The 25,406-nt window shown below is 39.2% G+C and carries 26 protein-coding genes; 8 read left to right on the plus strand and 18 right to left on the minus strand.

Annotation, left to right across the window (positions count from 1 at the left end):
- From SCALIN_RS18585 to SCALIN_RS18600, 5 genes are all read right to left on the minus strand, one after another.
- A partial coding sequence (locus SCALIN_RS18585; RefSeq protein ID WP_133112040.1) for an AarF/UbiB family protein occupies nucleotides 1–444 on the minus strand: 444 nt, incomplete at its 3' end.
- Nucleotides 445–450: 6 nt separating this feature from the next.
- Nucleotides 451–582, minus strand: a complete 132-nt coding sequence (locus SCALIN_RS23525; protein ID WP_261341048.1) for a hypothetical protein — start codon at nucleotides 580–582, stop codon at nucleotides 451–453.
- Between the two features lie 46 nt (nucleotides 583–628).
- A complete protein-coding gene (locus SCALIN_RS18590; protein WP_096895950.1) occupies nucleotides 629–1,579 on the minus strand; it encodes a YbgA family protein in 951 nt (316 codons plus the stop codon).
- Nucleotides 1,580–1,790: 211 nt separating this feature from the next.
- Entirely contained in the window at nucleotides 1,791–2,219 is a 429-nt protein-coding gene (locus tag SCALIN_RS18595; RefSeq protein ID WP_133112042.1) for an SRPBCC family protein, read from the minus strand.
- Between the two features lie 178 nt (nucleotides 2,220–2,397).
- The gene (locus SCALIN_RS18600; RefSeq protein ID WP_096895952.1) at nucleotides 2,398–2,919 is read right to left on the minus strand and encodes a pentapeptide repeat-containing protein; all 522 of its coding nucleotides are present in this window, start codon (nucleotides 2,917–2,919) and stop codon (nucleotides 2,398–2,400) included.
- 375 nt (nucleotides 2,920–3,294) lie between these two features.
- On the opposite strand from SCALIN_RS18600, the gene SCALIN_RS18605 reads away from it, so the two are divergent.
- The 4 genes from SCALIN_RS18605 to SCALIN_RS18620 all read left to right on the plus strand — a co-directional run bounded on the left by SCALIN_RS18605 (nucleotide 3,295) and on the right by SCALIN_RS18620 (nucleotide 6,888).
- Nucleotides 3,295–4,845, plus strand: coding sequence for an IS1634 family transposase (locus SCALIN_RS18605; protein WP_096893517.1), 1,551 nt, complete (start codon nucleotides 3,295–3,297; stop codon nucleotides 4,843–4,845).
- 54 nt (nucleotides 4,846–4,899) lie between these two features.
- On the plus strand, nucleotides 4,900–5,307 hold the full coding sequence (locus SCALIN_RS18610) for a PEP/pyruvate-binding domain-containing protein (protein WP_096895953.1): 408 nt from the start codon (nucleotides 4,900–4,902) through the stop codon (nucleotides 5,305–5,307).
- A 2-nt stretch (nucleotides 5,308–5,309) separates the two neighbouring features.
- Nucleotides 5,310–6,314 (plus strand): PEP-utilizing enzyme, encoded by a 1,005-nt coding sequence (locus SCALIN_RS18615; RefSeq protein WP_096895954.1) that lies wholly within the window; start codon nucleotides 5,310–5,312, stop codon nucleotides 6,312–6,314.
- Between the two features lie 79 nt (nucleotides 6,315–6,393).
- Nucleotides 6,394–6,888, plus strand: coding sequence for a DUF427 domain-containing protein (locus tag SCALIN_RS18620; protein WP_096895955.1), 495 nt, complete (start codon nucleotides 6,394–6,396; stop codon nucleotides 6,886–6,888).
- A gap of 54 nt (nucleotides 6,889–6,942) precedes the next feature.
- Here SCALIN_RS18620 and SCALIN_RS18625 read toward each other — a convergent pair whose 3' ends face one another.
- Complete coding sequence (locus tag SCALIN_RS18625; protein ID WP_096895956.1) at nucleotides 6,943–7,368, minus strand: SRPBCC family protein; 426 nt, start codon at nucleotides 7,366–7,368, stop codon at nucleotides 6,943–6,945.
- Between the two features lie 242 nt (nucleotides 7,369–7,610).
- On the opposite strand from SCALIN_RS18625, the gene SCALIN_RS18630 reads away from it, so the two are divergent.
- The 3 genes from SCALIN_RS18630 to SCALIN_RS18640 all read left to right on the plus strand — a co-directional run bounded on the left by SCALIN_RS18630 (nucleotide 7,611) and on the right by SCALIN_RS18640 (nucleotide 10,439).
- Nucleotides 7,611–8,135, plus strand: coding sequence for a glutathione peroxidase (locus SCALIN_RS18630; protein ID WP_203415571.1), 525 nt, complete (start codon nucleotides 7,611–7,613; stop codon nucleotides 8,133–8,135).
- A 174-nt stretch (nucleotides 8,136–8,309) separates the two neighbouring features.
- A complete protein-coding gene (locus SCALIN_RS18635; protein ID WP_096895957.1) occupies nucleotides 8,310–9,329 on the plus strand; it encodes an FAD-binding protein in 1,020 nt (339 codons plus the stop codon).
- Nucleotides 9,330–9,434: 105 nt separating this feature from the next.
- Nucleotides 9,435–10,439, plus strand: coding sequence for an ankyrin repeat domain-containing protein (locus SCALIN_RS18640; RefSeq protein ID WP_096895958.1), 1,005 nt, complete (start codon nucleotides 9,435–9,437; stop codon nucleotides 10,437–10,439).
- A gap of 456 nt (nucleotides 10,440–10,895) precedes the next feature.
- On the opposite strand, the gene SCALIN_RS23530 is transcribed toward SCALIN_RS18640, so the two are convergent.
- The 7 genes from SCALIN_RS23530 to SCALIN_RS18690 form a co-directional block, all read right to left on the minus strand.
- On the minus strand, nucleotides 10,896–14,909 hold the full coding sequence (locus SCALIN_RS23530) for a tail fiber domain-containing protein (protein WP_203415568.1): 4,014 nt from the start codon (nucleotides 14,907–14,909) through the stop codon (nucleotides 10,896–10,898).
- Between the two features lie 978 nt (nucleotides 14,910–15,887).
- Entirely contained in the window at nucleotides 15,888–16,733 is an 846-nt protein-coding gene (locus SCALIN_RS18665) for a sugar nucleotide-binding protein (protein WP_096895959.1), read from the minus strand.
- A 129-nt stretch (nucleotides 16,734–16,862) separates the two neighbouring features.
- Nucleotides 16,863–17,924, minus strand: coding sequence for a peptide-methionine (S)-S-oxide reductase MsrA (gene msrA, locus SCALIN_RS23210; RefSeq protein WP_096895960.1), 1,062 nt, complete (start codon nucleotides 17,922–17,924; stop codon nucleotides 16,863–16,865).
- A gap of 63 nt (nucleotides 17,925–17,987) precedes the next feature.
- Entirely contained in the window at nucleotides 17,988–18,722 is a 735-nt protein-coding gene (locus SCALIN_RS18675; RefSeq protein WP_096895961.1) for a tetratricopeptide repeat protein, read from the minus strand.
- 240 nt (nucleotides 18,723–18,962) lie between these two features.
- Complete coding sequence (locus tag SCALIN_RS18680; protein ID WP_096895962.1) at nucleotides 18,963–19,208, minus strand: hypothetical protein; 246 nt, start codon at nucleotides 19,206–19,208, stop codon at nucleotides 18,963–18,965.
- A 277-nt stretch (nucleotides 19,209–19,485) separates the two neighbouring features.
- The gene (locus SCALIN_RS18685; RefSeq protein ID WP_096895963.1) at nucleotides 19,486–19,695 is read right to left on the minus strand and encodes a type II toxin-antitoxin system HicB family antitoxin; all 210 of its coding nucleotides are present in this window, start codon (nucleotides 19,693–19,695) and stop codon (nucleotides 19,486–19,488) included.
- Between the two features lie 3 nt (nucleotides 19,696–19,698).
- Nucleotides 19,699–19,890, minus strand: a complete 192-nt coding sequence (locus SCALIN_RS18690) for a type II toxin-antitoxin system HicA family toxin (protein ID WP_096895964.1) — start codon at nucleotides 19,888–19,890, stop codon at nucleotides 19,699–19,701.
- A 326-nt stretch (nucleotides 19,891–20,216) separates the two neighbouring features.
- On the opposite strand from SCALIN_RS18690, the gene SCALIN_RS18695 reads away from it, so the two are divergent.
- A complete protein-coding gene (locus SCALIN_RS18695) occupies nucleotides 20,217–20,903 on the plus strand; it encodes a radical SAM protein (RefSeq protein ID WP_096895965.1) in 687 nt (228 codons plus the stop codon).
- A gap of 220 nt (nucleotides 20,904–21,123) precedes the next feature.
- Here SCALIN_RS18695 and SCALIN_RS18700 read toward each other — a convergent pair whose 3' ends face one another.
- The 5 genes from SCALIN_RS18700 to SCALIN_RS18720 form a co-directional block, all read right to left on the minus strand.
- The gene (locus SCALIN_RS18700) at nucleotides 21,124–21,456 is read right to left on the minus strand and encodes a hypothetical protein (protein ID WP_096895966.1); all 333 of its coding nucleotides are present in this window, start codon (nucleotides 21,454–21,456) and stop codon (nucleotides 21,124–21,126) included.
- Entirely contained in the window at nucleotides 21,456–22,700 is a 1,245-nt protein-coding gene (locus SCALIN_RS18705) for a sulfite oxidase (RefSeq protein WP_133112046.1), read from the minus strand. The genes SCALIN_RS18700 and SCALIN_RS18705 overlap by 1 nt, the downstream gene beginning before the upstream one ends.
- Before the next feature lie 73 nt (nucleotides 22,701–22,773).
- Nucleotides 22,774–23,697 carry a DNA-methyltransferase gene (locus SCALIN_RS18710; protein ID WP_096895967.1) on the minus strand — a complete coding sequence of 308 codons (924 nt, stop codon included), beginning with the start codon at nucleotides 23,695–23,697 and terminating at the stop codon, nucleotides 22,774–22,776.
- Nucleotides 23,694–24,422: a PaeR7I family type II restriction endonuclease gene (locus SCALIN_RS18715; protein ID WP_096895968.1), complete on the minus strand. Its 729-nt coding sequence runs from the start codon at nucleotides 24,420–24,422 to the stop codon at nucleotides 23,694–23,696. The genes SCALIN_RS18710 and SCALIN_RS18715 overlap by 4 nt, the downstream gene beginning before the upstream one ends.
- Nucleotides 24,423–24,561: 139 nt before the next feature.
- Complete coding sequence (locus SCALIN_RS18720) at nucleotides 24,562–25,251, minus strand: hypothetical protein (RefSeq protein ID WP_096895969.1); 690 nt, start codon at nucleotides 25,249–25,251, stop codon at nucleotides 24,562–24,564.
- Nucleotides 25,252–25,406: the final 155 nt, after the last annotated feature.

Below are 25,406 nucleotides of genomic sequence, written 5' to 3' on the forward strand. Positions count from 1 at the left end.
CCTTACCGCCAGCTTTCTGCCATTAAGTGTTGCCTGGTGAACCTGTCCTATGGAAGCTGCATTTATTGCCGATTTGGTAAATGTATCAAAAATTTGATCCGGTTCTTTCCCGAAATATTTTTTAAATGTCTTTATAACCAATGGGTATGATAATGGTGGCGCACAGTATTGTCCCATGGCGAATTTGTTCTGGTAAGCTTTTGGGAGCATGTTTTTATCCATGCTCATCATTTTGGCGACCTTTAGAGCGCTGCCTTTCAATTCACTCAGCGTATTGTAGATGTCTTCAGCATTTTCTTCGTGAAGGTTGCTTTTGTTGACCTCTTTATAGAAAACTGTTTTACCATAATGTTTAAGATAATTGCCTCCTACCTTAACACCCGTTTGAAGTACACGCGATGCTCTCTGAACTTTAGAAACCGGTATTTTTGATTGTTCTTTCATAGTAATTCAGGTCCTGCTTTTAATATAGAATTTTGCAAAATCAATTACATAATCAATATAGTACCGTATTATCTCTTCCTTCATGTCGATACTTTTTTTTGTTTCCTTTTGTTTTGTCTGAGTAACTTTTCTTGCCATGGTATTTTAACTCCCTTTTAAAGTGGAAAGTTATGTGTGATTCTATTTAAACATGATTTCTCAACATTAGTTCCACTGGATGAGGTTTCAGATAGTATTGTCTTTCCAGATAAGATATATTGAATTTTCTCACATAGTGGTTAAGCAGGGTAACAGGAACAACAAGGGGTATAAATTCTTTACGATAACTTTCTATGGTTCCAAGCAACTCTTGTTTTTCGTCAGAGGTTAAATGTTTTTTAAAATACCCCTGAATATGTTGTAACGCATTGGTATTCTTCTTTACCGTTGCAATCAGTTTGAGGCCTTCCATTAGATTTCTGATATATTCTGAGAACAGATTTTCACGTTTATTTTTTTTGGTATTTGCTATTAAGGTACCAAGGAGTGAATAATGTTTTGGACTGTGTGCCATAATAAGAAGCTTGTGATCTGTGTGAAAATCTATCAGGCCTTTCATGGAGGCACCTTTCTTTTTTAATTTCTGCCATCGTTTTAATACGAACATTCTCTCAATAAAGTTTTCTCTGAAGCGGGGATTATGGAGCCTTCCATCATCTTCTACCGGGATCAGAGGAAAATGCTTAATAAAAGCCCCTCCAAATAAGCCTTTACCCGTTTTCGTTACACCACCCGATGGGGTATACACTTTGACACTCCTTATGCCAGAGCTTGGTGATCTACTCTTGAAGATAAAACCGCACAGATTTTCCTTTTCAAGTTTTTTCAGCTTTCTTTCTGCCCACGTTGACATTCTTTCCGTGTAATCTATGCCGGTTTTAATGGTCAAGAGGCGAGGAGTTTCAGCACTCCCGAACAGATGCATCGGTTCTCTGGGTATTGAAAGACCAATCTCTACTTCAGGACATATAGGGATGAACTCAAAGTACTGGCCGAGTGTATCAGTGATAAACCTGTCCAGCTGATGATTTCCATCGTAACGTACTTTATCTCCCAGCAAACAGGAACTTATTCCAATTTTGATTTTTTCAGCCATATTATGCTGTTCTTTCTACATTAGTTAAAGCGTTCTTTATGTGATTAAACATATATTCTATATTATTGGTTCCTCAAATTACAAGGGTATTAATAGATTGAGCAGTTTATAATAACATATTGGAAATTCTCTTGAAGATATGGTGTTATTGGTATTTGCCTGTATGCATTCCGAATTCTTCTTGATTGTAAAGACTACAATATATATCTGTTCAAAGGATATCGCGTTTTTCTACTATTTGGGCAATCCGCTTTAAAGCTGTTTTGCACACAACAGCATATGGGGCTGCGAACAAAGGCATCTCAAATATGAGACGGCATTTATCCCCTTCCTGTTGTTCGATTCGATGACCCGTGGCATGAATACCGAAAATACGCCAGGACCAGTATCTACCTTCATCAAATCCAGTGATTTCGTAGTGAACCCATAAGCCGAGAGCAGTTTGTACTCTTCCCCGAACTCCCTTCCGAATATATCTGTCCTTGCAATCAACCGCTATGATCGATGGTCCCCATTCAATCCAGCGTTTTGTATCGGTAATCACATTCCATACTGTTTCGCATGATACATGCATGTCACGATAGACTTCAATATTTCCGGAAACAAATTTCATTTTTTTCAGTGAAAGAATATTTGTCAATGAAACCCTGAAAAGTTCTCCCTGCCAACCGTTTTCATTTACCTTGATTACAAGATGAAACCGCTGGAAGAACCCTTTTCAGGATTGCGTTCCAGTCTCTGGTAAGTATTTTAAGTTTTTATCTGATTGTAGTCGATTTACAACTTTTGTACTGGTAAACAAAAGGATTGTAGAGTATTTATTCAGGTACATTTTTTGCCCCATTTTTTCTGAGATATGCTTTCTGTTTATTAGTAAGACCTTTCGCCCACATGAAGTCCGCACCCTGCACGTCTGCATTGCTTAGATTGGTACCACTCAAGCGCGCATCTCTCATATCAGTTCTCTGCAGGTTGGTTTCACTCAAATTTGCACCCTCAAGTTTGGTGTGCATAAAATTTGCGCCCTCCAGGTTAGCACCCTTCAGGTTTGACTCACGCATATTAGCGGCAATAAAGTCGGCAAAGGCCAAATCTGCATCTTCCAGATTTGCCTTCTGCATTTCTGCATATCTCAGAAAGGCACGATCCAGCTTGAAGCTGCTCAGATCAGCACTTTGAAGATCGCAATCTCTGCAATTATTTGTATTGATCAGCCTTTGTACATCAGCTTCCTCATACCCGTATGCCATCTGTTGGTGAATAACAGACAACATCAGAACAGATCCAAACGAAACAATAAGTGCAGCGTTTAACAGCCATGAGTTTCTGGAATCAATCATTACATTTCCTCATTAATACGGTAATTTTTTCAAAATTGGACAAAATAAACACGGAGAAAAAAGATACTGAAAATAATGTACATGCCCTTCATTTTTCTCTATATCATTTATAATCCATTCTTTATAAATGACAGAAGGACACTCTTCTATTATAATAAATATCTCTTACACGGAACAGAATATAGTGCAGCTGTGGTGGCCTGGTTGACGGTACGGTAGAACCCGACAGATGGATACTTGAGCGGGAAACAGGAAGGGTCGTATCTCACACACCCTGAATTGGAGAAATAGTTAATAACCATGAATTAATATTTGCATTAATACTGTATATACCGTACTATACGGCTATTTACTAGTTATTAAATAGTTAATACTATGGCTTATACTGTAGAGCAGAAAATAAAAGGTAGGATATACCTCTACAAGGTAGAAAGTTACTGGGATAAAGCAAAAAAGCAATCACGTCAACGAAGAACCTATATCGGTCCAAAACGGAACGTAAATAAGGATAAAACCAAGCAAATCCGTTCCAGTTTGGTCTCAAAAGGACAAGGCAACGTCTTTTTGCTAAGATTTTTATCAGACAAGCTTGGATTGACGGAGATTTTAAAATCTCTCTTTCCTGATAACTATCAAGAGATATTAGCATTAGCATTTTATGAAATTATAGAAGCCTCGGCCTTGTACCTGTTTCCTTATTGGCTTGATGAGCATAATTTGCCGAGAGTTAAAAAGATGTATTCTCCTGACATATCAAAACTGTGTGATATTTTGGGAAGATCGCAATCACAAAGGGTAGAGTTTGTTCAAAAATGGATAGAACATTTAAAGCCAATCAGCGGGATATTTTACGATATAACTTCTATTTCCAGCTACTCTACAAACGTTGATTTTATAGAATGGGGTTACAATCGTGATAAAGAGAATCTACCTCAATTAAATATGGGAGTAACATTTTGCCACAATCACTCTTTACCCATTTATTACAATTTATACCCTGGAAGTATTGTAGATGTTACTACCTTAAAGAACTGCGTTGAGTATTTGAAAGTATTCAAGCTAAAAGACATTTTGTTTGTGCTGGATAGAGGTTTCTTTAGTAAAGCAAATGTATTGGAAATGAATAACAGCAAAAGCAAAGTGTCCTTTGTTCAGCCACTGCCTTTTAGCTTAAAAAAAGTAAAGACTTTAATAAAAAAAAATAAACGATTATTGTCAGATCTTTCCAGTGCCTTTAAATTCAATGAAGAGATACTGCATTACCAGCAAAGACCTTTTGAATTTGATGGAAACGAATTTGACGCACATATTTTTTTCAATGAAAAATCTGAAGTAGAACAAAAACATAATTTTTTCTCAGTATTATTCGAATACGAGGAGAAGTTTAAGGATAAAAGTTTTAAAGTGCTTAAGGAATACCTGAAATATAGAAAGTTAAATATTCCAGAAAAATACAGAGATTATTTTAAATGGAATAAAACGACATTGCGGATAGAAAAAAATGCAAAAAAGATAAAATCGTTTATTTATAAAATGGGAAGCTTTGTGTTAATAACAAACAAACAACAAATGGACAAAGCGGAAGTATTAAATCTTTATCGCCAAAAAGATCAGGTTGAAAAAATGTTTGATATATACAAAAATGAAATGAATGGAGATAGGTTGCGAGCACATAGTCAATATAATGTCGATGGCCGTTTATTTATAAAATTTGTTGCGTTGATTATCTATGCAGAAGCATCAAGAGTTATGAAGGAAAAGAAGTTATTTAACAAATACACAGTAAAAGAATTATTTGCTGAACTCAAAAAATTAAAAATCACTCACATAGAGAAAAACGATCCGATTCTCAGCGAATTATCCAAAAGACAAAAAATTATTTTTGATGCTTTCGGCATCCAGGAAGACACATTGCATAGTTATTAACTTTTTTCTCCAATTTAGGACACACCGGTCCAGAGAAGCAAAGCAATTGTACCGATGAAAGAGGGGGTACAATTGAACTCCTTATCTTCGGAAGAGGCGAAAGCCGCACCATTAACTACAGATGAATTGAACAAGGTGTTTGAGTTGGTGAATCGAGCTGAACAGGTTTTCGGTTCACCTCAGGATGTGGAATGGACATGGAACAGGAACATACTTTACACACTCCAATCACGTCCCATAACCAGTGGAAAAGCAGAAGGAGATGAGGACAAGCGACCCTGGTACCTTAGTCTACACAGGAGTTTTGATAATCTGAAGTTGCTTCGCCGTAAAATTGAAGAAGATCTGATTCCCTCGATGATCCAGGAAGCCTCTCTATTGAGTCAGCAGGATCTTCACCAGTTCTCTGATCCAGAACTTGCTGAAGAGGTTAATCGAAGGGCTGAAAGATATACTGGTTAGGAGTGTACTGGAAGGAGTTTATTCCGTTTGCGCATGGAATCAGGTTATTTGGTGTTTTTTATAATGATACGGTTTCCCCTTCTGATCCCTATGAATTTATGGAGCTCCTTGGAGCGACTGAAATGGAGAGTACCGAGAGAAATCAGATGTTAGAACAGATGGCATTATACATCAGAACTAATTCAGGGCTTGCCGATAAACTGAAAAACAATATTTATGATGATGAACAACTTATGAAAGAGGTTCATCAGTTTATTGAAAAATATGGAGATATCTCCTTCGGCACCTCTTACTGTTTAAGTAATCCAAAGTCTGTTATTTCTCTGGTAATGGAATTGGCATTGCAATCTGCCCCGAAGAAAAGATTGAAGACCGGAAATGTTGAGGCACTCAAAAACAACTACCTCTCACACTTTCAGGATGAACAACGCACCTATGCTGTAGAAATCCTGGATCTGGCGCGGGCAAGTTACCAGATGAGAGACAATGATAACGTGTATCTCAGCAGGATAAAAACGCAGGTACTCCAGGCTGTAGATCTGTATAAAATACGCCTGGAAAAATCTGGCAAACAGAAAATAGGGAATCTTGATATTGAGAACATTATTGAGAGCTTACACGAAAATGAATCAGTTCAAAAACCTCACAGTGAAAGGACATTTGATCAAACCGGCTTCAAGATGAAGGCACGACAGATCGTCGGGCAACCTGCAGGCCCCGGTATAGCAGAGGGAATTGCCCGGGTAATTATTGACCCGTCAGATTTATCTGAATTTAAGGCCGGCGAAATCCTCATATGTGATGCCATTGACCCAGGCATGACCTTTGTAGTTCCTCTTTCAGCAGCTATTGTAGAAAGAAGGGGAGGAATGTTGATTCACGGAGCAATCATTGCACGGGAATATGGTATACCCTGTGTTACCGGTATACCTGATGCAACAACGTTAATACAGTCGGGAGACGAAGTAACGGTGGACGGCTACCTGGGTATCGTCATCGTAGGATGAAGAATGATTACATGATACGTGAATTACATCATTAATGGGTAAGACAAATTGAGGTAATCAATAAATATGGAAGAATGACATGAAAACACATCGTATCGAACCAGGACCCGGCCAGGAATCGGTCTGGGACTATCCTCGACCACCCCGTCCGGAAGCATTTTCTGGCCATATCGAGGTTGTTTTTAACGGTGTTGCCATTGTTGATACCAGAGGGGCAATGCGTGTGATCGAGACTAGCCATCCGCCGGTTTACTACATTCCCCCTGAGGATATTCACCGTCAATATATAATTCAATGCCCCGGTACATCATATTGTGAATGGAAGGGCCAGGCATATTATTACAGTGTCGCTGTGGGGCAAAGGAGAGCTGAAAGAGCTTGCTGGTATTATCCAGATCCTACTCCCGGGTTTTCCACAATAAAGGATTTTGTGGCTTTTTATCCGGGCCTGATGGACGCCTGCTTTGTAAATAGCGAAAGGGTAGAACCGCAGCCGGGCGGTTTTTATGGTGGCTGGGTCACCAGTACCACTGTCGGACCCTTTAAGGGTGAACCAGGGACAGAATACTGGTGATTATCGTATTATAGTTCAAATGAATAGTATTAGAAAACGGAAAAAGACGAAAGATTAATCCGTAAAAATCTGCCGTATCATTTTCTGCCTATAGGAAAAAATTCTCTTGAGTGATAGATAAATGAGTGGATAAGCAATTTCTCCAAATGGCCACCAGGGCAGTCGATAGTCAACTTCATCGGTAATAGTAGTTGACCCGTTGCATTCCATGAAACGATGCGTATGTTTCCACAGGCGGTAGGGGCCGCGGATTTGTTCATCAATAAAAACATGTGGTGGCTCCCATAGTGCAATCCTTGTCCTCCATTTGAAAGGGATTCCAAAAAGACGGATTTGGTAATTAATTATGGCCCCTTCGTTGATAGTAATGGGTTGTGGAGTAATAATAGAAAAACACAATTCGCGTGGGGTAATTCTCTCAAGATTTGAAGCGTTCGCAAAGAAAGGAAAAACATCGTCTCGTTTTAATGGCAGACACATAGATGTCCTGAGGGTATGTGTTTTATTTCCTGAAACCTTTTTACAATAAGAGGAAGAATTTTTAATATTTTCACTTCTAATTCAAATAATTCGCTTTTCTCTATTCATTTTATGCAATATAATTCAAGCTGTTAGACAATGCAATTTTTAAATATATGTTTTTATGGATAAAGAAAGAAATTGCACCAACTTTAAAGCGGGAGGTACATATGATAAAATTCAGCTTGATGTTTTTTCTGACCATGTTGTTTTCAGGAGTTATTTCATTCGCTCAAAATGTTGAAAGTTCTCAGTTTTACGATATCGAAGTAGAGTCCATTGAGGGAAAAACATATCAACTCTCCGAATATACAGGCAAAGTCGTTCTGATAGTAAATACCGCTTCTAAATGTGGTTATACTTCTCAGTATAAAACGCTTCAATCTCTTTATGAACAATATAAGGGAAAGGGTTTGGTGGTCCTGGGAATGCCCTGTAATCAGTTTGGCAGGCAGGAACCCGGGACGGAAACTGAAATCAAAAAGTTTTGTGAGCTTAACTTCGGCGTAACGTTCCCGATGTTAAAGAAAGCTGACGTCAAAGGTTCGAATCAACATCCTCTTTATCAGTATCTTCTTCGGGAAAGCAGCTCCTCCAGAGATATTTCCTGGAACTTTGAAAAGTTTCTGGTTGGGCGTGACGGACAAATAATACGTCGTTTTTCAACGAGTACAAAACCTTTCAGTAAGCGAGTTGTTTCTGCCATAAAAAAGGCTCTTGAGAATTGAAGATAAAGGGTGAGTGATTGGATGCTTTATCTGAAGAACATCGAATTTACAAACCGAAGACTTGTTTTCAACTATTTGAGGTGACATTGAACAAATAGTTCAACTCTGAAAGATAGTCAAATAAATGCATTAGACTTACCGATTGCAAAAAAACCTTTCACATTATAAAGAAAAATGCGGTTTAAACATGAGATAGTCATAATAGGCGCTAATCTTGATCTTACCCATCTTGGAGAAGAGTGCATTTCTGAAAAACTCTCTGAAATTTCTTCATTCGTTCAAATTTACATGGGAATTGATCCTGCAAAGGAGTTGATTCCCACGCAACCTACCTGTCACTACATGATGGGGGGAATTCCAACAAATCGGAATGGCCAGGTGCTTGGTTCAAATCACGAAAATATTAAAGGCCTCTATGCTGTGGGAGAATGCGCGTGCGTGTCTGTTCATGGTGCTAATCGGCTGGGATGTAATTCATTACTTGACCTGATGGTATTTGGACGCAGAACTGGAAAAAAGATATTAAAGGACCTGGTAAATATTGAGTGGACTCCATTGCCGAACAAACCGAAAGATCATACGCTCTCGAAAATAAATTGTTTGAAAGAGAGGACAAGCGGAGAAAAAACATGGAACATACGAAATGAAATGCAGGAAACAATGACCAGCTTTTGTTCCGTATTTCGCAATAAAGAAGGACTGTCAAAATCTTTAGAAACGATTGATTCGCTTATTGCAAGATACGAAAATATAAAAATTGATGACGCTACTAACGCCTTCAATACAGATCTTATAGTCGACCTGGAACCGTTTTTTGAAAAAGTGAGATCTGTGAAACCTTATTTAATGAATTCATCTTCACCTCCTGAAAAAGAAAGGCAACAATCACCGGAAGAGAGCAGGAAGATTGATATAGCAATAAGGTGTATTTTATGCGCATGCTGTATGGGTGCATGTCCGGTAGTAAGCGATAACGGATCGTTTTTAGGTCCGGCACCTCTCGTTTGGGCATTTCGATATATTTTTGACTCACGTGATAAAGGTTATCTCGAACGTCTGAAGTCTCTTGATTATGGCGACGGTGTCTTGGCTTGTGAGAACCATTTCGAATGTACACGATGTTGTCCAAAGGAAATTCCTGTAACAAAATATATAAATACCCTTAAACGGAAAATACAGAAAAATAAAGAGTGATATAATTTTTCCAAAACAAAATAGAGGATAAATGGTAGAATAAACCGATAATTTTCTCTATCTGCAAGATCAATGAAAAAGAGATTAACCTGTTAGGAGTACATATTGAACACTGTTTTTAGACGTATAATAGTTTCTTTTTTAATCCTGGTCTTTACTGGTCAGTTAGTTAAAGCTCAGAAACTAACTGTGCAAGTGAAATTTTCTAACAGTAAAGTATCAGAGAGAGAACCTGATCGGGAAGGAAAAGGGCTCATTACCAGAGATATTCTTGAGGCTGCTAAAGAAGGCGATGTTGAATTACTGAAACAATTGTTAGTCAGGGAAGCAGACCAAAATAAGACAGATAAGAAAGGGTGGTTCCCTCTCATGTATGCATCATTCGGTGGGCATAAAGAAATCGTGGAAGCGCTCTTAAATGCTGGAGTTGACATAAATAGAAGGACGACTGACGGCTCAACAGCACTGATGGCTGCAACACTGCAAGGAGACAATTCAATAGTAAAGCTCTTACTGGAAAAAGGTGCAGATAAAACAGTTAAAAATAATTATGGTGTTACTGCTCTATCAACAGCCAGGCAGAAGGGATATGATGAAATTGTAGGGTTATTAACCGTTAATTTGCGCTCATCTTATAGTGACCTGGGATATAGTCAGGTAAAGACTATACTGAAAGAATACAATTTCTTTGATCTCCTTAGTAACGAAACCGGAAATTTTATCAATGATTATGAACTGAAGATAATTAAAGGTGATGATGTCGTTCAAGATAATATCACGGGCCTGATGTGGCATAAGTCGGGCTCTGAAAAAAATATGAAATGGGAGGATGCGAAGACTTGGATTGAGGATCTCAACAACATGGGATATGCAGGCGGTGATGATTGGCGGTTGCCTACTGTGGAGGAAGCAGCATCATTGCTTGAATCAAGCGTAAACAATGATTTCTTATATATAGATCCTGTTTTTGACATAATGCAGCGTTTGATATGGACAGGTGACAGGTTTGGTTCTCGTGGTGCATGGAATGTAAACTTCGCGACCGGCAACGTCATCTGGCGTTTCACTAACCTAAACCTCTATGTACGCCCCGTCCGCAGTGTCAAATAATACTCTGAGTATTTTTCCCAACTTCCAAACAGAAGGGTTATCAGGTTCAGGATGGCCGTTACCAGCATTTCCTTAATAAAAGTTACGCCAAACCGTCTGTTTTTACCAGGAAAAAGGTTAAAATACTGGAGTGATGTCTTTCTTTCCTCTTTTTGAATTTTTACAAGAGGGAATAAATGTATTTTTCGAGAAGAAGGTGGGAGGTTAAGAATGGATTTTATCAAAAGACTATTTATTATAGCTGCATTTTAGTAAAATTCACAGTCTGCTCTCAACAAAAGGATTTTCAGATTCTTTAACACCAGGGTTCACAGGAATATTACTGGTGAGATCGGATGTGGGTATGGTAGGTATCAAAACAGGAGTACATCGACATGTTAAGAAAAGGAGGGATAAGAATCATTACGTTTCTTACCCCTCCTTTTTACCTTCTTCATATCAGCACCTCTTTTACCGTTATTGGATGTTGTTTTGTGCTTCATCCGATTCTACATTATCAAACTTTACCAGCTTCTCCTTTGGAAGCTTGATTGATAATGCAAGGAGCATATCCTCGATGACTTCCTGTCGATCTGTTAAAACCGCAAGCTTCTCCCTGAGTTCTTCGTTCTTTGTCTTGAGAGCTTCATTTTCCTTCTTAACCTCCTGAATCGCTTTGATTATCACAGGAATGAATTCGTTATACTTCAGAGCTTTTGTCTGATCTTCATTATCTTGAGTCAAAACAACCTCCGGTAAGACCTTTTCTACTTCCTGTGCAATAAGGCCAATTTGAGTACCTTTCATTCCATTGTCAACAGGATTCTTCCACTCGTATGTAATTGGTCTAAGTTTTCCTATTATATCCAATGCGCCCTCAGAGACAGGAAGTATATTTCTTTTGTGACGAATATCAGAAAGAGATCCGGCTGCACCCGTTGCATAAGCAGTACCATTTACATGTAACTTGTAAGAAGGACTTGTCGTGCCTATGCCGACATTACCGGCCTTTGTTATTCTCATGACTTCCCCTGGACTTGTCGAACTGGAAGCAAAAATGAAGAATGCAAATCCTGCTGGATTTCCTGGTATATTTCTTCCGTCTGAAAAAAAAGATAAATAGTTAGGATCAGGATTACTAGGCCATTGTGAGCCTCTGGCGGTTATAGCCCCTGATTGTGTTCCGTTTTCCAAAAACTGAACCATTGAGTATTTGGTTGGATCAGTTATTTCAAGGGCAATTGCAGCCTGTGATGTGTCTGGACCAGTATCGGTACCATAAATATGTAGATTTTCATTTGGACTCGTCGTGCCGATACCTACGTTGCCGTTGTTTAAAATTCTTACTCTCTCCCCAAGAGTTCCTGCATTAGTAGTAGCAAAAAATAAATGTGCATCTTGGCTTGGCGATGTTTTATCGGCAAATATTGAACCAATCCGAGCGTAATTTCCGCCACCACTATCACCAGAAAAAAGAATGCTGGCAAAGCTGTTAACTGTGGGATCAGGATTTGATAGGACCAGGTGGTTTACGCTACCAATATAGTTTGTACTGGCACTTGGTAATTCTAACTCTAAGACTCCAACCGGGTTATCAGTTCCAATGCCCACATTACCACTATTATAGTATACATCTGTTCCGAACTGCGTCCAAGGATGATCAAATAAATCTGCACCTGACGGTCCTTGTGGTCCTTCAGGCCCCTGCGGACCTGTTGGGCCAACTGGCCCCTGGATACCTTGAATACCCTGAAGTCCTTGCGTTCCATCAGCACCATCTGCTCCGGCTGGACCTGCCGGACCTTGTGGCCCAACAGGTCCTTGAATACCCTGAGGCCCTTGTAAAGCAATCTGTGAAACAGATTTATATTTAACAATGTTGTCAGCGTCATGCACTAATACCTTGGTATTTGCATCAACTGTGCTAATCTCATTTACTGTATCTACCTTTACGTTTCCAGAAACATCTAATTTAGCAACAGGGGTTGATGTGCCAATGCCGACCTTGCCGTCTGTTTTAATAGTCATAAGTGACAAGGCTTTATTATGTACATCTGAAGAATTCACATAGGAAAAGTTCAGAGTGCCATCACCTTGTCCATCTCCAGTTGTCTCCCGAAAGATACCCCAGGCATCTTCAAAATCAGAAGGATTGGAGAGGTCAACTTGTCCAAATACAATGGCTGAGCCATATTGACCATCATCTGTTGAAATAATCCTAAGTTCGGCATCCGTTTCCACTATCCCCATACCGCCATACCCGGCACCGCTGAGCCAGCTATTATCTAAGACCGTCCCATCAGCATTCACTTGGAGTTTCATTGCAGGACTCAGTGTGCCTATACCAATATTACTTGTATTATCAATGGTCATAGCAATATTGTTATTGGTGAATAAATGAAATGGTTGGTCATTCCACATACCTGCAACTCCATCGAATGCACCAGATCCAGAGACCATTGTTCCTCCTGAATCATTCTCAACACCAATAATAATTCCTTCTGACACTCCAGAGTTTTCAATTTGGAGAACAGCGGGTTGTGTACCTGTTCCTTCCAGTTTTAAAGTTTGTTGATCAGGTCCATAGAGGTGTAACTTTCTCAACGGATTCGTCGTTCCTATGCCGACCTTGCCCAGGTTGTCAAACGTTACAAATGCGTTTGCAGAGTTTGTACTATCAGGAATAAAGAGTAATTTACCACCACCAGAATTCCAGCCTGTATCAGATTGACCAATACTCCAATATCCTCCACCAGAGTCTGGATTTTTTAATACTATTTGAGGATTTGCACCGTCTTCAATTTGCAACCTTCCAAGTGATGGTAACCCAGTCCCAATGCCAACCTTGCCATCGTTATAATACGTGTTAAGTCCATCAAGCAGCCAGTGAGAATCTCCGTCTGCTCCTTGAGGGCCTACTGGCCCCACAAACCCTTGCTCACCTTGTGGCCCTGTTAAACCAACTGGCCCCTGGATACCTGGAATACCCTGAAGTCCCTGCGTTCCGTCAGCACCATCTGCTCCTGCTGGACCTGTCGGCCCTTGTGGCCCAACAGGTCCTGGAATACCCTGAGGTCCCTGTAATGCAAGCTGTGAAACTGTTTTGTATTTAACAATATTGTCAGTGTCATGCACTAATATCCTGGTATTAACATCAACAACGCCAACATCATTTACTGTATCTACTTTTACGTTGCCCGAAATATCTAATTTTGCAATTGGATTTGCCGTCCCAATTCCTACGTTAGTGTTTGTATTAAGAACCAATTGATTAGTGCTAACATTTGAGCCGGCCCATAGAGACAAATTGCCAGCAAAATTATTCGTTTTAAGATATGCTGATAAATCATCATTTTGCCTAATAGCAAAATAGTCACTACCCATACCGTCACCGTTCGATGCATCTAAAATTAACGTTGCTGTTCCTGCTGCAGAGTTACCAATATATATAGACGATTGACTACTATCATCCATAACATGTAAATTTGCCACCGTACTTGTAGTTCCAATACCAACATAACCTGTTGTCTTATCATAATGTACATCAGCCCCTTTTGCTGTGCCATTGTCATTATAGACAAATTGCTTATCAACTCCTCCTACCGGACCCTCTGGACCCTGTGCTCCATCTGCTCCGTCAGCACCAGCAGGTCCTGTTGGCCCAATTGGCCCCTGTGGCCCTGCCGGTCCTGTATCACCTTGAGGCCCCTGAGTACCGTCTGCGCCATCAGCTCCCGCTGGACCTTGAGGTCCTTGGAGCCCCATAGGCCCCTGCAAACCCATCGGCCCCACAGGACCTGTTGAACCATCTGTTCCATTAATGCCAGCTGGTCCTTGTGGCCCCTGCATAGCAAGTGTCTGTACAGGTTTAAATTTAATTACGTTATCAGCAGTATCATGCACTAATACCCTGGTATTTCCATCTACTGGCGTAGTAATTTCGTTTACGGTATCCACCTTTACGTTACCTGTAGTATCCAGAGTGCCTCCAATTATAGCATTACCACTTATATTTATGTTTCCATTCTGTGCTAATCCGGGACTTGTATCCTGTAACATTACCGTATTTTTATCTTCAAAACTAAGTATTTCAACCATATCAATTGATTCAACTACTAATGGGTAAATTATACTTTGGGAAAGACAATCCAATATCTTATCGTCTTCATCAGGTTCTCCAATCATATCGCATCCATTTAATGTATCTACTATATCATTCTCCAGTATATCCAATGCTTTGTCATGTTTATCATTTCCAAGTTTGTTTATTACATTATTCAGTTTTTTAGTTAATTTATTCTGATCATTTGGCTTGTCAAATAATGAAGGATCCAAAGCGCTTATTTCATCATGAACTTCCTGAACTTTTGCAATTGTATCGGCTACGTTAATTCCCTGAGCTGCTACAACTTTTTCATTAAGAAAAAAACCACCCATGACTACTAGTGAAAACATTACGGTAAAAAATAATCTCCTGAATATTACTTCCATTGTACGCATCCCCTTTCCCTGATAATTTGACAAGAAAACATTAGCTGTCAGAAAAAATTAAAAACGACACTAAGGATATTACATTGTATTGTTATCATTACTTTTCATGCTTTTAACTACGGATATTGCAAATATAAAAATTATTCATAAAAAAAGCCCTACTACACAGATATTCAAATACACTATCTTAGGCAGTAAGGCTGTCTCATGTATACATTAGCTTCCCGGTAAGTCTCAGGAATTCATGTTGTATTCTCCGTACATCCTTGCACGTTATAAGACCCTATTACTTTGCATCTCCCTCATAATTCTTGAGATGCCTTTATCAAGATAACATTCTTATAAGACTATAAACACTTAATAGTTATTCATATAAATGTAACAATAGAGCAAAAGATCTGCCAATAATCAACTTAGTGATCTATAATTTATTTTCTTGTAATTTTACTACACACTGAAGTATCACATAGTCTTATTACCTATGGACGTATCTTTAGACTTTATAACTATTCTTAAAGGCGTACTTTATAAACAGTATATTAGACGTATACATTTAAATTTTCAGCATTATGGGTAATGGTTTTATTTTAATCTCTACTGGAATTTACATGTTTCGCTATACATAAATAAACTCAACAAAAAGTGGCTTATATGAGCCATATTTATATATATTGTAACTATTAAGCGTAATTATGTGCAGTCCTAACCTGGAAGCTATTATTTATTTTGTAAGAAAATAAATTTATTATATTGTGTCAGCACGAGGAGACAAGATATTTTACAGAATTAGGAGTTATTTATCTACCGCTAGAAGGAATTCGTTGACATCAGTTCAGGCATTGAGATTACTTTTCGATGGAGAGACCACTGATTTTAATAAAGTAAAAACACGTCGCTAAACAGTTACAATTTTCTTTACGATAAAAGATAATGATCTCCTGTCATTAGCTGGATGGAGTAAACATATCTGTACAATGGCTATAAATCATTTATTACCTTCTGATAACCTTCTTTGTATGTTGGATATTTAAAGCGGTATCCCAGCTCTTTTAACCGTTTGTTACAGCACCTTTTGTTTTGTGTAGCATCCTGTTCTACCTGTTTGATTTCAGGTGGTTTGCACTTAAGTGTATTTGCTATCCATGAAACAACTTCCCACATTGGAGCAGGATCATCATCACTCGCTAAATAGTGTGAATGTAATTGTTCGCCTTCCAGCCTTTTTTCGAATAAAAATGTCAGTACACCGACACAATCCTCTTTGTGGATTCGGTTTGTATAATAGGGAGGTTTATATTGTACCGGGCCTCCTTTAGAAGCTTTTCTTAACATCCGTTTACGTCCTGGCCCATATATCCCGGCAAAACGAACCACAAGATTATTCTTATTTTCAGCCAGAACTCTCTGTTCGGATAACAGTTGTATCTGTCCATTATATTTCCGTGGTTCCGTTAACGAATCCTCATTAACCCACTCTCCATTTACCTGACCATATACACTGGTGGAGGATATCGATATAAAGTGTGGACTATTGTGATTTGCAGAGAATCTATTGAATAAATTTCCCAGTCCGAATTCGTAAACTTCTCTATACGCGCATAAATCGTGCTGCTTTGGAGCGGCCAGAAAAAATACCTGATCAAAATCAGTATCTAAGACTGATAATTCAGTTGGGTTTGTGAAATCTGCTTCAATAAAACGGATACCCATCTTGTCAGCAGGGGAATGGCGTCTCAATCCAACTACATGATGGCCCTTTTTAACAAGAGCTTTCCCAAGGCTGGTTCCAACATCTCCACAACCTGCAATTAATATTTTTGCCATTTAAACTCCGGATATGAAAACAACAGTTTCAATAATGTTAATTTCTCTCATTGTATCAGCACGTTAGTTTAAAACTATTCACTTTAATTGTAAAGCCTATAGTATATGTGGTTTAGTTCTAACAATGGATTATTCAAAAAGTTTTTTATACTCACCATATCCCTCTTTTTCCAGATCTTCTTTTACAATGAAACGCAGAGATGCAGAGTTTATGCAGTAGCGAAGTCCTGTCGGTTCAGGGCCATCTTCAAATACATGCCCAAGGTGAGAGTCAGCATGTTTACTTCTTACTTCTATTCTCTTCATAAAGAACTTTCTGTCTTCCACTTCTATAAAATTATCAGGTTCAAGCGGTTTTGTAAAGCTTGGCCAACCGGTACCGGAAGCAAACTTGTCGTGTGAGCTGAAAAGTGGTTCACCGGAGACGACGTCAACATAGATTCCCTCCTTTTTATTGTCCCAGAATTCATTCTCGAATGGTTTTTCCGTACCACTCTCCTGAGTTACTTTAAATTGTAATGGCGTCAATTTCTTTATCAGTTCTGCATGAGCGGCCTTGTTAAATTTATTGCTATTATGTTCTGTATCCATCTTTTTTTTCCAAATTCTTTCCAGGAATTTATCACGTCCGGAACCTCTTCTATAAGCCCTGTACCGTCGCGGACTCTTTTTATAAAAATCCTGATGATATTCTTCTGCTTTATAAAATGGTGTTGCCTCAATAATTTCAGTTACGATATCTTCGTCAAATCTTCCTGATTTATCCAACTGTTCTTTCGACTCTTCTGCCAGGCGTTTCTGTTCTTCATTGTGATAAAAAACAGCTGTCCTGTATTGTAATCCTCTATCAACAAACTGTCCTTCATGATCAGTTGGATCTATCTGTCTCCAGAACACATCAAGTAGTTTTGAATAACTTATTTTAGCAGGATCGTACGTTATCTGGATTGACTCATAATGAAATGTTGCTCCTGCAGAAACCTCTTCATATGTCGGGTCCTTTTTCTGCCCACCTGTATAACCGGATAAGACCTCTGAAACACCTTCCAGTTTTTCAAAAGGGTGTTCCATACACCAGAAACAACCTCCCGCAAAAGTTGCTTTCTCATATTTAGCTTGAGCAAACAGACTAAATGGCGTAAAAAGCAAAACAAGAATGGCAAGGAAATGTTTATTATATTTTACTGACATATTTACCTCCATAGTTACTAATTTTAATAATGTTTGAGAAAAAGTTACCTTCAAGATAATTGATCACTTAAACCCTTTTGAACGAATTTGTTTTGCCCGTCCGGATAATTTATCAGCTTCTTCTTTCTTTCCTGTTTTCTGATAAAGCGACGCCAGGTTATCCAGGACCAATGCCACATTCTCATGGTCAGGCCCAAGGACTTTTTCCAGGATTGTCAGCACACGCTTATAAAGAGACTCGGCTTCGTCATACCGTTCCTGATCGTTATAAAGTTGTGCAAGATTATGTAGAGATAAAGCAACGTCCGGATGCTCGGGACTGAGTATTTTCTCATCTATTGCAAGTGTCCGTTTATACATCTCTTCTGCTTCATCATACCTCTCCTGGCTATGATAGAGTTGAGCGAGGTTGTACCGTGCAGTTCCAATTTTTGGATTTTCCGTACCAAGGGATTTTTCTAAGATAGTCAGCGATTGCTTATAAAAGTCCTCAGCAGTATTGTACTGTCCCTGGGCTTTATATAGTAAGGCCAGGTTGTTCAGGGAAGTTGCGACCTTAGGATGCTCCTTTCCAAATGTTTCCTCTGCAACCTGTAATGCTTCATTGCCTGTACTTATTGCTTCCGCGTATTGGTCCTCCTGATAAAATTTAATCAACTTGCCATTCAGCTTTTTCCACAACGCTTCCTGTGCAAAAACCGGAAAGGTAAACAACAATGCCATTGTTGATATAGCAATAATCCTTAATCGGTGAGTCGCCGGAAACATTATATGCTTCATCAGTTTCTTCTTCCGCATAATTTCTCCTTTTCTGTAGACTTCTTGAATGTTTTGTATTTCATATATTATTTATAATATCTTATCAACAACATATGAAAAAGGATTATTTTATAAATACTCTTTTATTCTACAAATTAATTCAATGTGGCCTTATGTCATTCCCTGCCTGTCAACAGCAATGTTATTGAATTGAGAGGGGGAATAGGAGTGCATCATCTCCGTCCGAACGGCCTGGCCGGTTGGGTTTGATGATACGTATTAAAACAGTAACACGGTTACTGCACTCCATAAAAGAGCTCTTTTTTTAATGTGAAGTGTAAATTTCTTAACAGGAAAGGGCTGAGAAACAGGTATATTATTGATAGCCTTGTTAATAGCTAAAATAGATTGTTGATCCTGGTTCCTGTAATCAACATACTGGATCTTAGACAAAACAGGTGGTAAACGGTCATCGGAAACACCATCAGCAACAACTATTGGTAATATTGATTTGCGGAGATACATAAAAACTATTCCTCTCCCCAAACCTTAGGTATATTTTATAAGTATTGCATCATTATATTTTTCTTTTTAAAGAATTCCCTAAATAAATTCAGAATGACACAATGTTGTGAGTGTATATCGTAAAGTTTACTTTGTCAATGATGGTAAGAGATGAAACGAAATAGTTTTTCTGGATACATCTGTCAAACTCAATTTAAATTACAATTTAAGAAGAAAGAGTGGGGGGGGAGGTATCAACAATTATTGATTATCTGGTCTTCCTATTTGAACTTCTCCATCAAGCGGTTTCAATATATTCACAAATAGTAGTTGGTTCTGGTACTGACAGACCATCTTCCTTTAAGCCATCAATATGAAATGAAATTGCATCCTTGATATTCTCTTCAGCTTCGCTCGCTGTCGAACCAGTAGAAACACAACCGGGCAGGTCAGGTACGTATACTGAGAAATTTTCTGGCCCTTTTTCAATGACTATGGCATATCGCATATCTTATCCTTTCTTTAATTTGGCTTGTTTGTAGATGCTATTTAAAGTCCCGGGCATGAGATCATCTGAAAATTTACCAGGAACAGTGACACGTCCCTCTTTTACTGTATGTTTATACTGTCTATGACTGCCTTTTGTTTTGATCCAATACCATCCATCTTCTTCAATAAGTTTTATGATATCACGAACTTTCATTTGTAACCTGCTCTATGTACGATTATATTAGTTAAGCCTGGATCACTCACATCATAAGTTAATGTAGTAATTAAGTCAATACAGTAGAAGAAAACGTATTTACTAAGAATGGGTTATTTTATCAATGATGGTAAAAGGTTCAATCAAAATGATTGAACCAGCGAGTACTTTATAAGTAGTTTTCCTGCATTCTTGGATTCCTAAGATTTTTTTTTCTACTTGTTCTCCATCAAACTGTTTCAATAGCCTTTATCATTTGCTTTCAGAATAATATCTGAAAAAATTGGTGTAGTAAACCTCAGAATCGTATCAATGATTATCGTACCATGCTTCAGGTATGGCGCGACGCCGGTGTCGTAACTCATGTAGGGTACATTATCGGTTTTCCCGGCGACACCTATGATTCTATTATGCGTGATGTGGAGCGTCTGAAAAATGAACTTCCTATTGAGTTTTTTGAGTTTTTCATGATGACGCCCCTGCCGGGGTCACAAGACCATCTCGATAACTATCTGAAAGGTGTGCCGATGTCTAAAGATATGAATGAGTATGACACCGCACACCCCTGCATGGAACACCCCAAAATGAGTCGTGATGAACTGATGCGGGCTTACCGGGACGCGTGGAAATCTTTTTATTCCCACAGGCATGTAGAGACGATTTTGAATCGGAGGAAAGACCGTCGGAGGAAAAACATTGCCAGGCATATGATATGGTTTCGAAACGCGGTCTTCATTGAGGGCCTCCATCCTTTCCTTTTCGGCCTTTTTCGGATTAAAGGGAGAAAAAGGCGCTCGCCAAAGTTTCGTACGGAGTCGATTCCAATCTACTATTACCGCAGAACATGGGATATTGTTTCGTGGTTGGTCCGTACGCTATTAATGTTTATTGAGTTGAGATACCTGTACTATAAGGCAAACAGGGATAAGAACAATGATTACATGGATATGGCTATTACCCCGGAACTACTTATAAAGAAGGGTATCATCGCAGAGGAACCAGCCTCTCCATAATGTTTGGATTGAAATAAAAATGATTGGACCAGCGGAAGGGATGTGTACGGATAACATCGACAAACAAGTTTGTTCATACCGCCGTTTCATGCGTTATTAAATCATAATCTTCTGGCCTGGAATGCAGAGCAGAAAAACCATGGTGAGTAAAAATCGGTAAATCAACCTATATTTTTATCTGCGTAAATCCACGTCCTATTCTTAAAAAGAAAAAAGCAATTTACTCAAAATCATCACTTCTCCAACCATAGTATGTAGAAAGATAGTCAAGTATCTCTTTTTCAATCTCAGGGTCAAGATTGACCATTCCTTCTTCTGCCTGCATCCTTCTGATTGTCTCCAGCCAGCCTTCTCTGTCTGATCTGCTTTGTATCACAATCTGAGATGAGTGACATAAAGTACAGGCCATATTCACTATCTTAAATCCTTTTGCGATAATAAAGCCTGTCTCCTCATCTATTTTGTCCTGAGCCGTAAGGCTCGATATAAAGACGCAGAGGGTAAAGACAAAAACGCTGAATTGTGTACAAACATATTTTATGGAATATCGCATTATGTTACGTAGAGAGCAATCCTGTGACATGAATTATTCAGGTAACCTTTCGGGTTCCATCCCGGTACAACCATTGGCTGCATTCTGCCATTGCTGTCCGTTGCTTTTGCCCATACTTCATAATATCCTTTTTCAGCAAAACGCACTTTGCAAAACCACCTCTGCCACGCTAGGCGGTTCACAGGATTTGTTAATTTACACTCTATCCATGTTGCTCCGAAATCAATAGACAGATGCATCTTCGAAACGGAAAGATCCCCCGCCCATGCATGCCCTCGCAGCTCTAACGGTTCTTCAAGGTTTACAGAGGTTTGTGTCCGCGGAAAGGTTATTATAGATTTCACCGGCATAGACTCAATAATGCGCATATTTTCATTTGCTACCTTTTTGCCGCGTGCAACAGGATGAGTGGGTACCCGGTACGACTTTCCCCTCATTTTCTTTCCGTCATGGACTCTATTTCTTATTTCGATTTTTCTCAACCATTTACCGCAGGTAGACCCTGGCCAACCTCCGGTAACCAGTCTCAGGGGGTATCCGTTAAGATAAGGTATGTCCTGTCCGTTCATTGCAAAAGCGATGAGAGATTCATCTTCCATCGCTTTTTCTATTGGCACACCTCTTGAAATAACGACCTTATCGGGATCTCTGCTCAAGTGAGTATCCGCCCCGTAATAACCGATATAAACGGCATCATCCCTGACCCCAACGTGTGCAAGAACATCTTTCAGCCTGGCACCTGTCCAACTGGCGCAACTGACAGCACCGTAAGTCCACTGGAGACCTTTTACACGTGGTCTGAATTCGCTTCGACCGTTACCACCACATTCAATCTGTATCTGATATGTATAATGCTTGAATTTCTCCTTTAGTTCATCAATTGTGAAACTCATTTGATGTCCGGCAGATTCACCTTCTATCGTAAGCGTCCAGCTATTGGGATCAGGATTTTCCGGCGGATGACCGCTGTTTCTTACAAACATTTTACCTGCAGGTGTTACCTCATCGTCAAGCAGGTGTGGTGGTGTTTCCATGTTAATGGGCAGGTTACTTAAAATGCTGAGATCGGGATGTTTGTCCGGTATTTTGATCGGTCCCTTAGCGTCAGCAATTCCAATAGGGATCAGACCTTCCGGCATTAAGTTGGCAAAGGGGATACTTGTACCCAGGATTGCTGTTATAGTCATAAGGCTGCTTTTTCTCAGGAAGCCTCTCCGTGTTAATTTGTAAATGTCTCTTTCCATTTAATGCTCCGGCACTTTTATAAGTTATAAATACTACCAATCTTATATTTATTCCTTCCCTTATCTATAGAACCTATTTCATCATTTTTTTTGCGGTTCTTACTTTAGACAGAGATTTGTCTTCACCGATCTTTACTTTACCGCAACTACCATCAGTCATTTTCTGGAATATTAACTTTGCTTTAGTTGGCGGTTGATTCGTTTCCGCTTTTAAGTATCGTGCCGTCATTTGGCAGTACTCTTTGTCTATTTCTATACCAGTGCTGTTTCTGCCATTTCTTAAAGCGGCAATCAACGTTGTTCCTGATCCGCAAAAAGGGTCCAGTACCGTATCGTTATAGAAGGAGAACATCCGAACCAGGCGAGTAGCTAATTTGAGAGGAAAGGGTGCAGGGTGGTTCTTCGTAGAAGCGCCGGTTATATTCCATATCTGCTTGAACCAATCGTTAAAATCATTTTTACTGATTTTGCTTTTCTTTCGCTGTTCTTCAGATGGCTGTCTGTATCCTCCCGGTTTTCGTTGCATTAATATGTATTCCATATCATTTTTGATAATAGCATTGGGTTCATAGGGCTTTCCCAGGAACTTTGTACCGTTGGATACTTCATAGTTTGCGTTTGATATTTTATGCCAGATGATGGGATTGAGATTATCAAATCCAATCTTCCTGCATATTACCGAAATATCAGCGTGTAAGGGGAAGACAAGATGCCTTCCGTATTTACGCCGGGAAACGCAGACATCACCGACGACACATACTAATCTGCCGCCAGGGACCAGCACTCTGAATACACCTTTCCAGACTTTCTTCAACTCTTTTAAAAATGTTTCATAATTATCTATATGGCCCAATTGATCGGAATTTTCATTGTAACGTTTAAGATTCCAGTAGGGCGGGGACGTTACGACAAGATGAACAGAGTCATTTGGCAAAAATGAGAGGTCTCGCGAATCACCATGTATCAGTTTATGAGATGTTTCATTAATATTTTTCATTCCGCAAAAACCCTTACATGAGAGGAGAGAGATTTTGCAAAATGAGAGAAAGCAAGATCTGTTGACGGTTCTTTATAAATGCCATTAATCCCGTTAACACTGTCAGAGGTGATAAACGATGCAGATGTGTAATGACGCTCTCGAATAAGTTTTTTACAAAACAGCTCATATCGTTTCATGTATGATGCCCCTGTAAATTCAGGAAATACCTTAAAGTGGGGTTCTTTCACTTTCACGGGACGTTTCGAAGCTTCACACTCTTCAAGCATAAAGAAATAACCGAGAAACGGCGGAGTATCTCCTTTAAACGCACCTTCTCTGAATGCTGTCCAGAGATCAAGGGCCGTCCCCATTGCCTCTTCTGTCCGGTTATTGAAATTGTTACCAAAGGATGGCCCGACTTGAGATTTTGCCTCTACCGCGGCAACTAAGCTATCATCTTTGATAACCAGTAAATCCCACTCCTTCGTAGGTCGAAAGAATCCCGGTAACTCCAGCAGTTTCTTCCGGTAAACATATTTACTTTTAATTCCGGTATCCAGTATTATCTTTGTAAAAAGATTAATAAATTCATCCATTTGCGCGCCACCGGTCACAGCGCTTCTCAAGCCGGCGTCAGCGGTCCCCTTGCTTTTTTGCCGTTCTCCCTGTGCCTTGCGGGTAACCCAGTAATGAGCAACTGCCACAGCTACCTGTTGGTCAGGATTGTCAGTAATTTTCTGCATAAAGCAATCGGTTTTCAGATAATTTAAACTTCGATAAAAAGAAAATATTGGACCAGTTTATAAAAACAGTTTTGTAAATGTATATGATGAAGCGGGTTTTGTCAATAATGATAAGGGATTAAACAAAATGAATTCTTTATTACTCTATAACATCCTCAGCAATTATCCAGACTCCGTAAATTTGAAGATATTTACCATTGACACCACTGCGGTATTCCATTCTTGTTACTTCGATACCATCATAAACAAATCTATCACTTATTCTCTGATTTATGTAATCACCGGATGCCGATGAATACTGCAGGACAAAGTTGAAAATTTCAACATTACCTTCATCTTCGATATAACGTACGTTTGAGCCTGCTACACCGTCGGATTCTCTTATATTGTCTGTATATGTCACTTTAAGTCGGTAATAACGCTTTGTTCCTTCAAGTGGCGCAAGGAATTGAGACAGTAACCCTCCATTTAAATATTTTGTTAAAGATGAGTAGGATGTCCCTTCGGTGGTAAATGTAATATTACCTACAGGAAATATCTGAAAGGACTGTGTTCTGACAACATCATTACCATTTATCGTTTTTGCCTTAATGTCACCTTTTACTTCCAGCTTTGATCCCGGAGTCATTGTGCCTATCCCGATGTTACCATTATTTGTATTGAATACATTGGAGTTTTCAGCTTGCCAGAAAGAATCTTTCCCTCCATTTGTTGCTGCGGCTACTGCTGCTGTTGTCTGCAATGTTCCATCGGGAAACATGATTCCATCAATTCCAGGGCTGCCAAAAATATGGAGTCTGGCCAATGGTTCCAACGTACCGATTCCCACATTACCTCCAAAGATAGCGTTGTTCCCTATTCCATCAGCATCTTTTTTATCATCTTTGGGGTCCTGATAACCCGAAGCAGAGCTAAAGCCCTCTTCCGAAGCAGAAACAATATTCGTTATGGTATAGGATCAGAAAATTACTATTGAAACTAAAA

It is taken from the genome of Candidatus Scalindua japonica, assembly GCF_002443295.1.
In the GTDB taxonomy this organism is placed as follows: domain Bacteria; phylum Planctomycetota; class Brocadiia; order Brocadiales; family Scalinduaceae; genus Scalindua; species Scalindua japonica.

What these genes read in the sequence shown, in the direction of transcription:
- SCALIN_RS23525 (WP_261341048.1), bottom strand. Translation starts at nt 582, where the DNA reads ATGGCAAGAAAAGTTACTCAGACAAAACAAAAGGAAACAAAAAAAAGT.
- SCALIN_RS18590 (WP_096895950.1), bottom strand. Translation starts at nt 1,579, where the DNA reads ATGGCTGAAAAAATCAAAATTGGAATAAGTTCCTGTTTGCTGGGAGAT.
- SCALIN_RS18600 (WP_096895952.1), bottom strand. Translation starts at nt 2,919, where the DNA reads ATGATTGATTCCAGAAACTCATGGCTGTTAAACGCTGCACTTATTGTT.
- SCALIN_RS18605 (WP_096893517.1), top strand. Translation starts at nt 3,295, where the DNA reads ATGGCTTATACTGTAGAGCAGAAAATAAAAGGTAGGATATACCTCTAC.
- SCALIN_RS18610 (WP_096895953.1), top strand. Translation starts at nt 4,900, where the DNA reads ATGAAAGAGGGGGTACAATTGAACTCCTTATCTTCGGAAGAGGCGAAA.
- SCALIN_RS18620 (WP_096895955.1), top strand. Translation starts at nt 6,394, where the DNA reads ATGAAAACACATCGTATCGAACCAGGACCCGGCCAGGAATCGGTCTGG.
- SCALIN_RS18625 (WP_096895956.1), bottom strand. Translation starts at nt 7,368, where the DNA reads ATGTGTCTGCCATTAAAACGAGACGATGTTTTTCCTTTCTTTGCGAAC.
- SCALIN_RS18630 (WP_203415571.1), top strand. Translation starts at nt 7,611, where the DNA reads ATGTTGTTTTCAGGAGTTATTTCATTCGCTCAAAATGTTGAAAGTTCT.
- SCALIN_RS18635 (WP_096895957.1), top strand. Translation starts at nt 8,310, where the DNA reads ATGCGGTTTAAACATGAGATAGTCATAATAGGCGCTAATCTTGATCTT.
- SCALIN_RS23530 (WP_203415568.1), bottom strand. Translation starts at nt 14,909, where the DNA reads ATGGAAGTAATATTCAGGAGATTATTTTTTACCGTAATGTTTTCACTA.
- SCALIN_RS18665 (WP_096895959.1), bottom strand. Translation starts at nt 16,733, where the DNA reads ATGGCAAAAATATTAATTGCAGGTTGTGGAGATGTTGGAACCAGCCTT.
- msrA (WP_096895960.1), bottom strand. Translation starts at nt 17,924, where the DNA reads ATGTCAGTAAAATATAATAAACATTTCCTTGCCATTCTTGTTTTGCTT.
- SCALIN_RS18675 (WP_096895961.1), bottom strand. Translation starts at nt 18,722, where the DNA reads ATGCGGAAGAAGAAACTGATGAAGCATATAATGTTTCCGGCGACTCAC.
- SCALIN_RS18680 (WP_096895962.1), bottom strand. Translation starts at nt 19,208, where the DNA reads ATGTATCTCCGCAAATCAATATTACCAATAGTTGTTGCTGATGGTGTT.
- SCALIN_RS18685 (WP_096895963.1), bottom strand. Translation starts at nt 19,695, where the DNA reads ATGCGATATGCCATAGTCATTGAAAAAGGGCCAGAAAATTTCTCAGTA.
- SCALIN_RS18690 (WP_096895964.1), bottom strand. Translation starts at nt 19,890, where the DNA reads ATGAAAGTTCGTGATATCATAAAACTTATTGAAGAAGATGGATGGTAT.
- SCALIN_RS18695 (WP_096895965.1), top strand. Translation starts at nt 20,217, where the DNA reads ATGCTTCAGGTATGGCGCGACGCCGGTGTCGTAACTCATGTAGGGTAC.
- SCALIN_RS18700 (WP_096895966.1), bottom strand. Translation starts at nt 21,456, where the DNA reads ATGCGATATTCCATAAAATATGTTTGTACACAATTCAGCGTTTTTGTC.
- SCALIN_RS18705 (WP_133112046.1), bottom strand. Translation starts at nt 22,700, where the DNA reads ATGGAAAGAGACATTTACAAATTAACACGGAGAGGCTTCCTGAGAAAA.
- SCALIN_RS18710 (WP_096895967.1), bottom strand. Translation starts at nt 23,697, where the DNA reads ATGAAAAATATTAATGAAACATCTCATAAACTGATACATGGTGATTCG.
- SCALIN_RS18715 (WP_096895968.1), bottom strand. Translation starts at nt 24,422, where the DNA reads ATGCAGAAAATTACTGACAATCCTGACCAACAGGTAGCTGTGGCAGTT.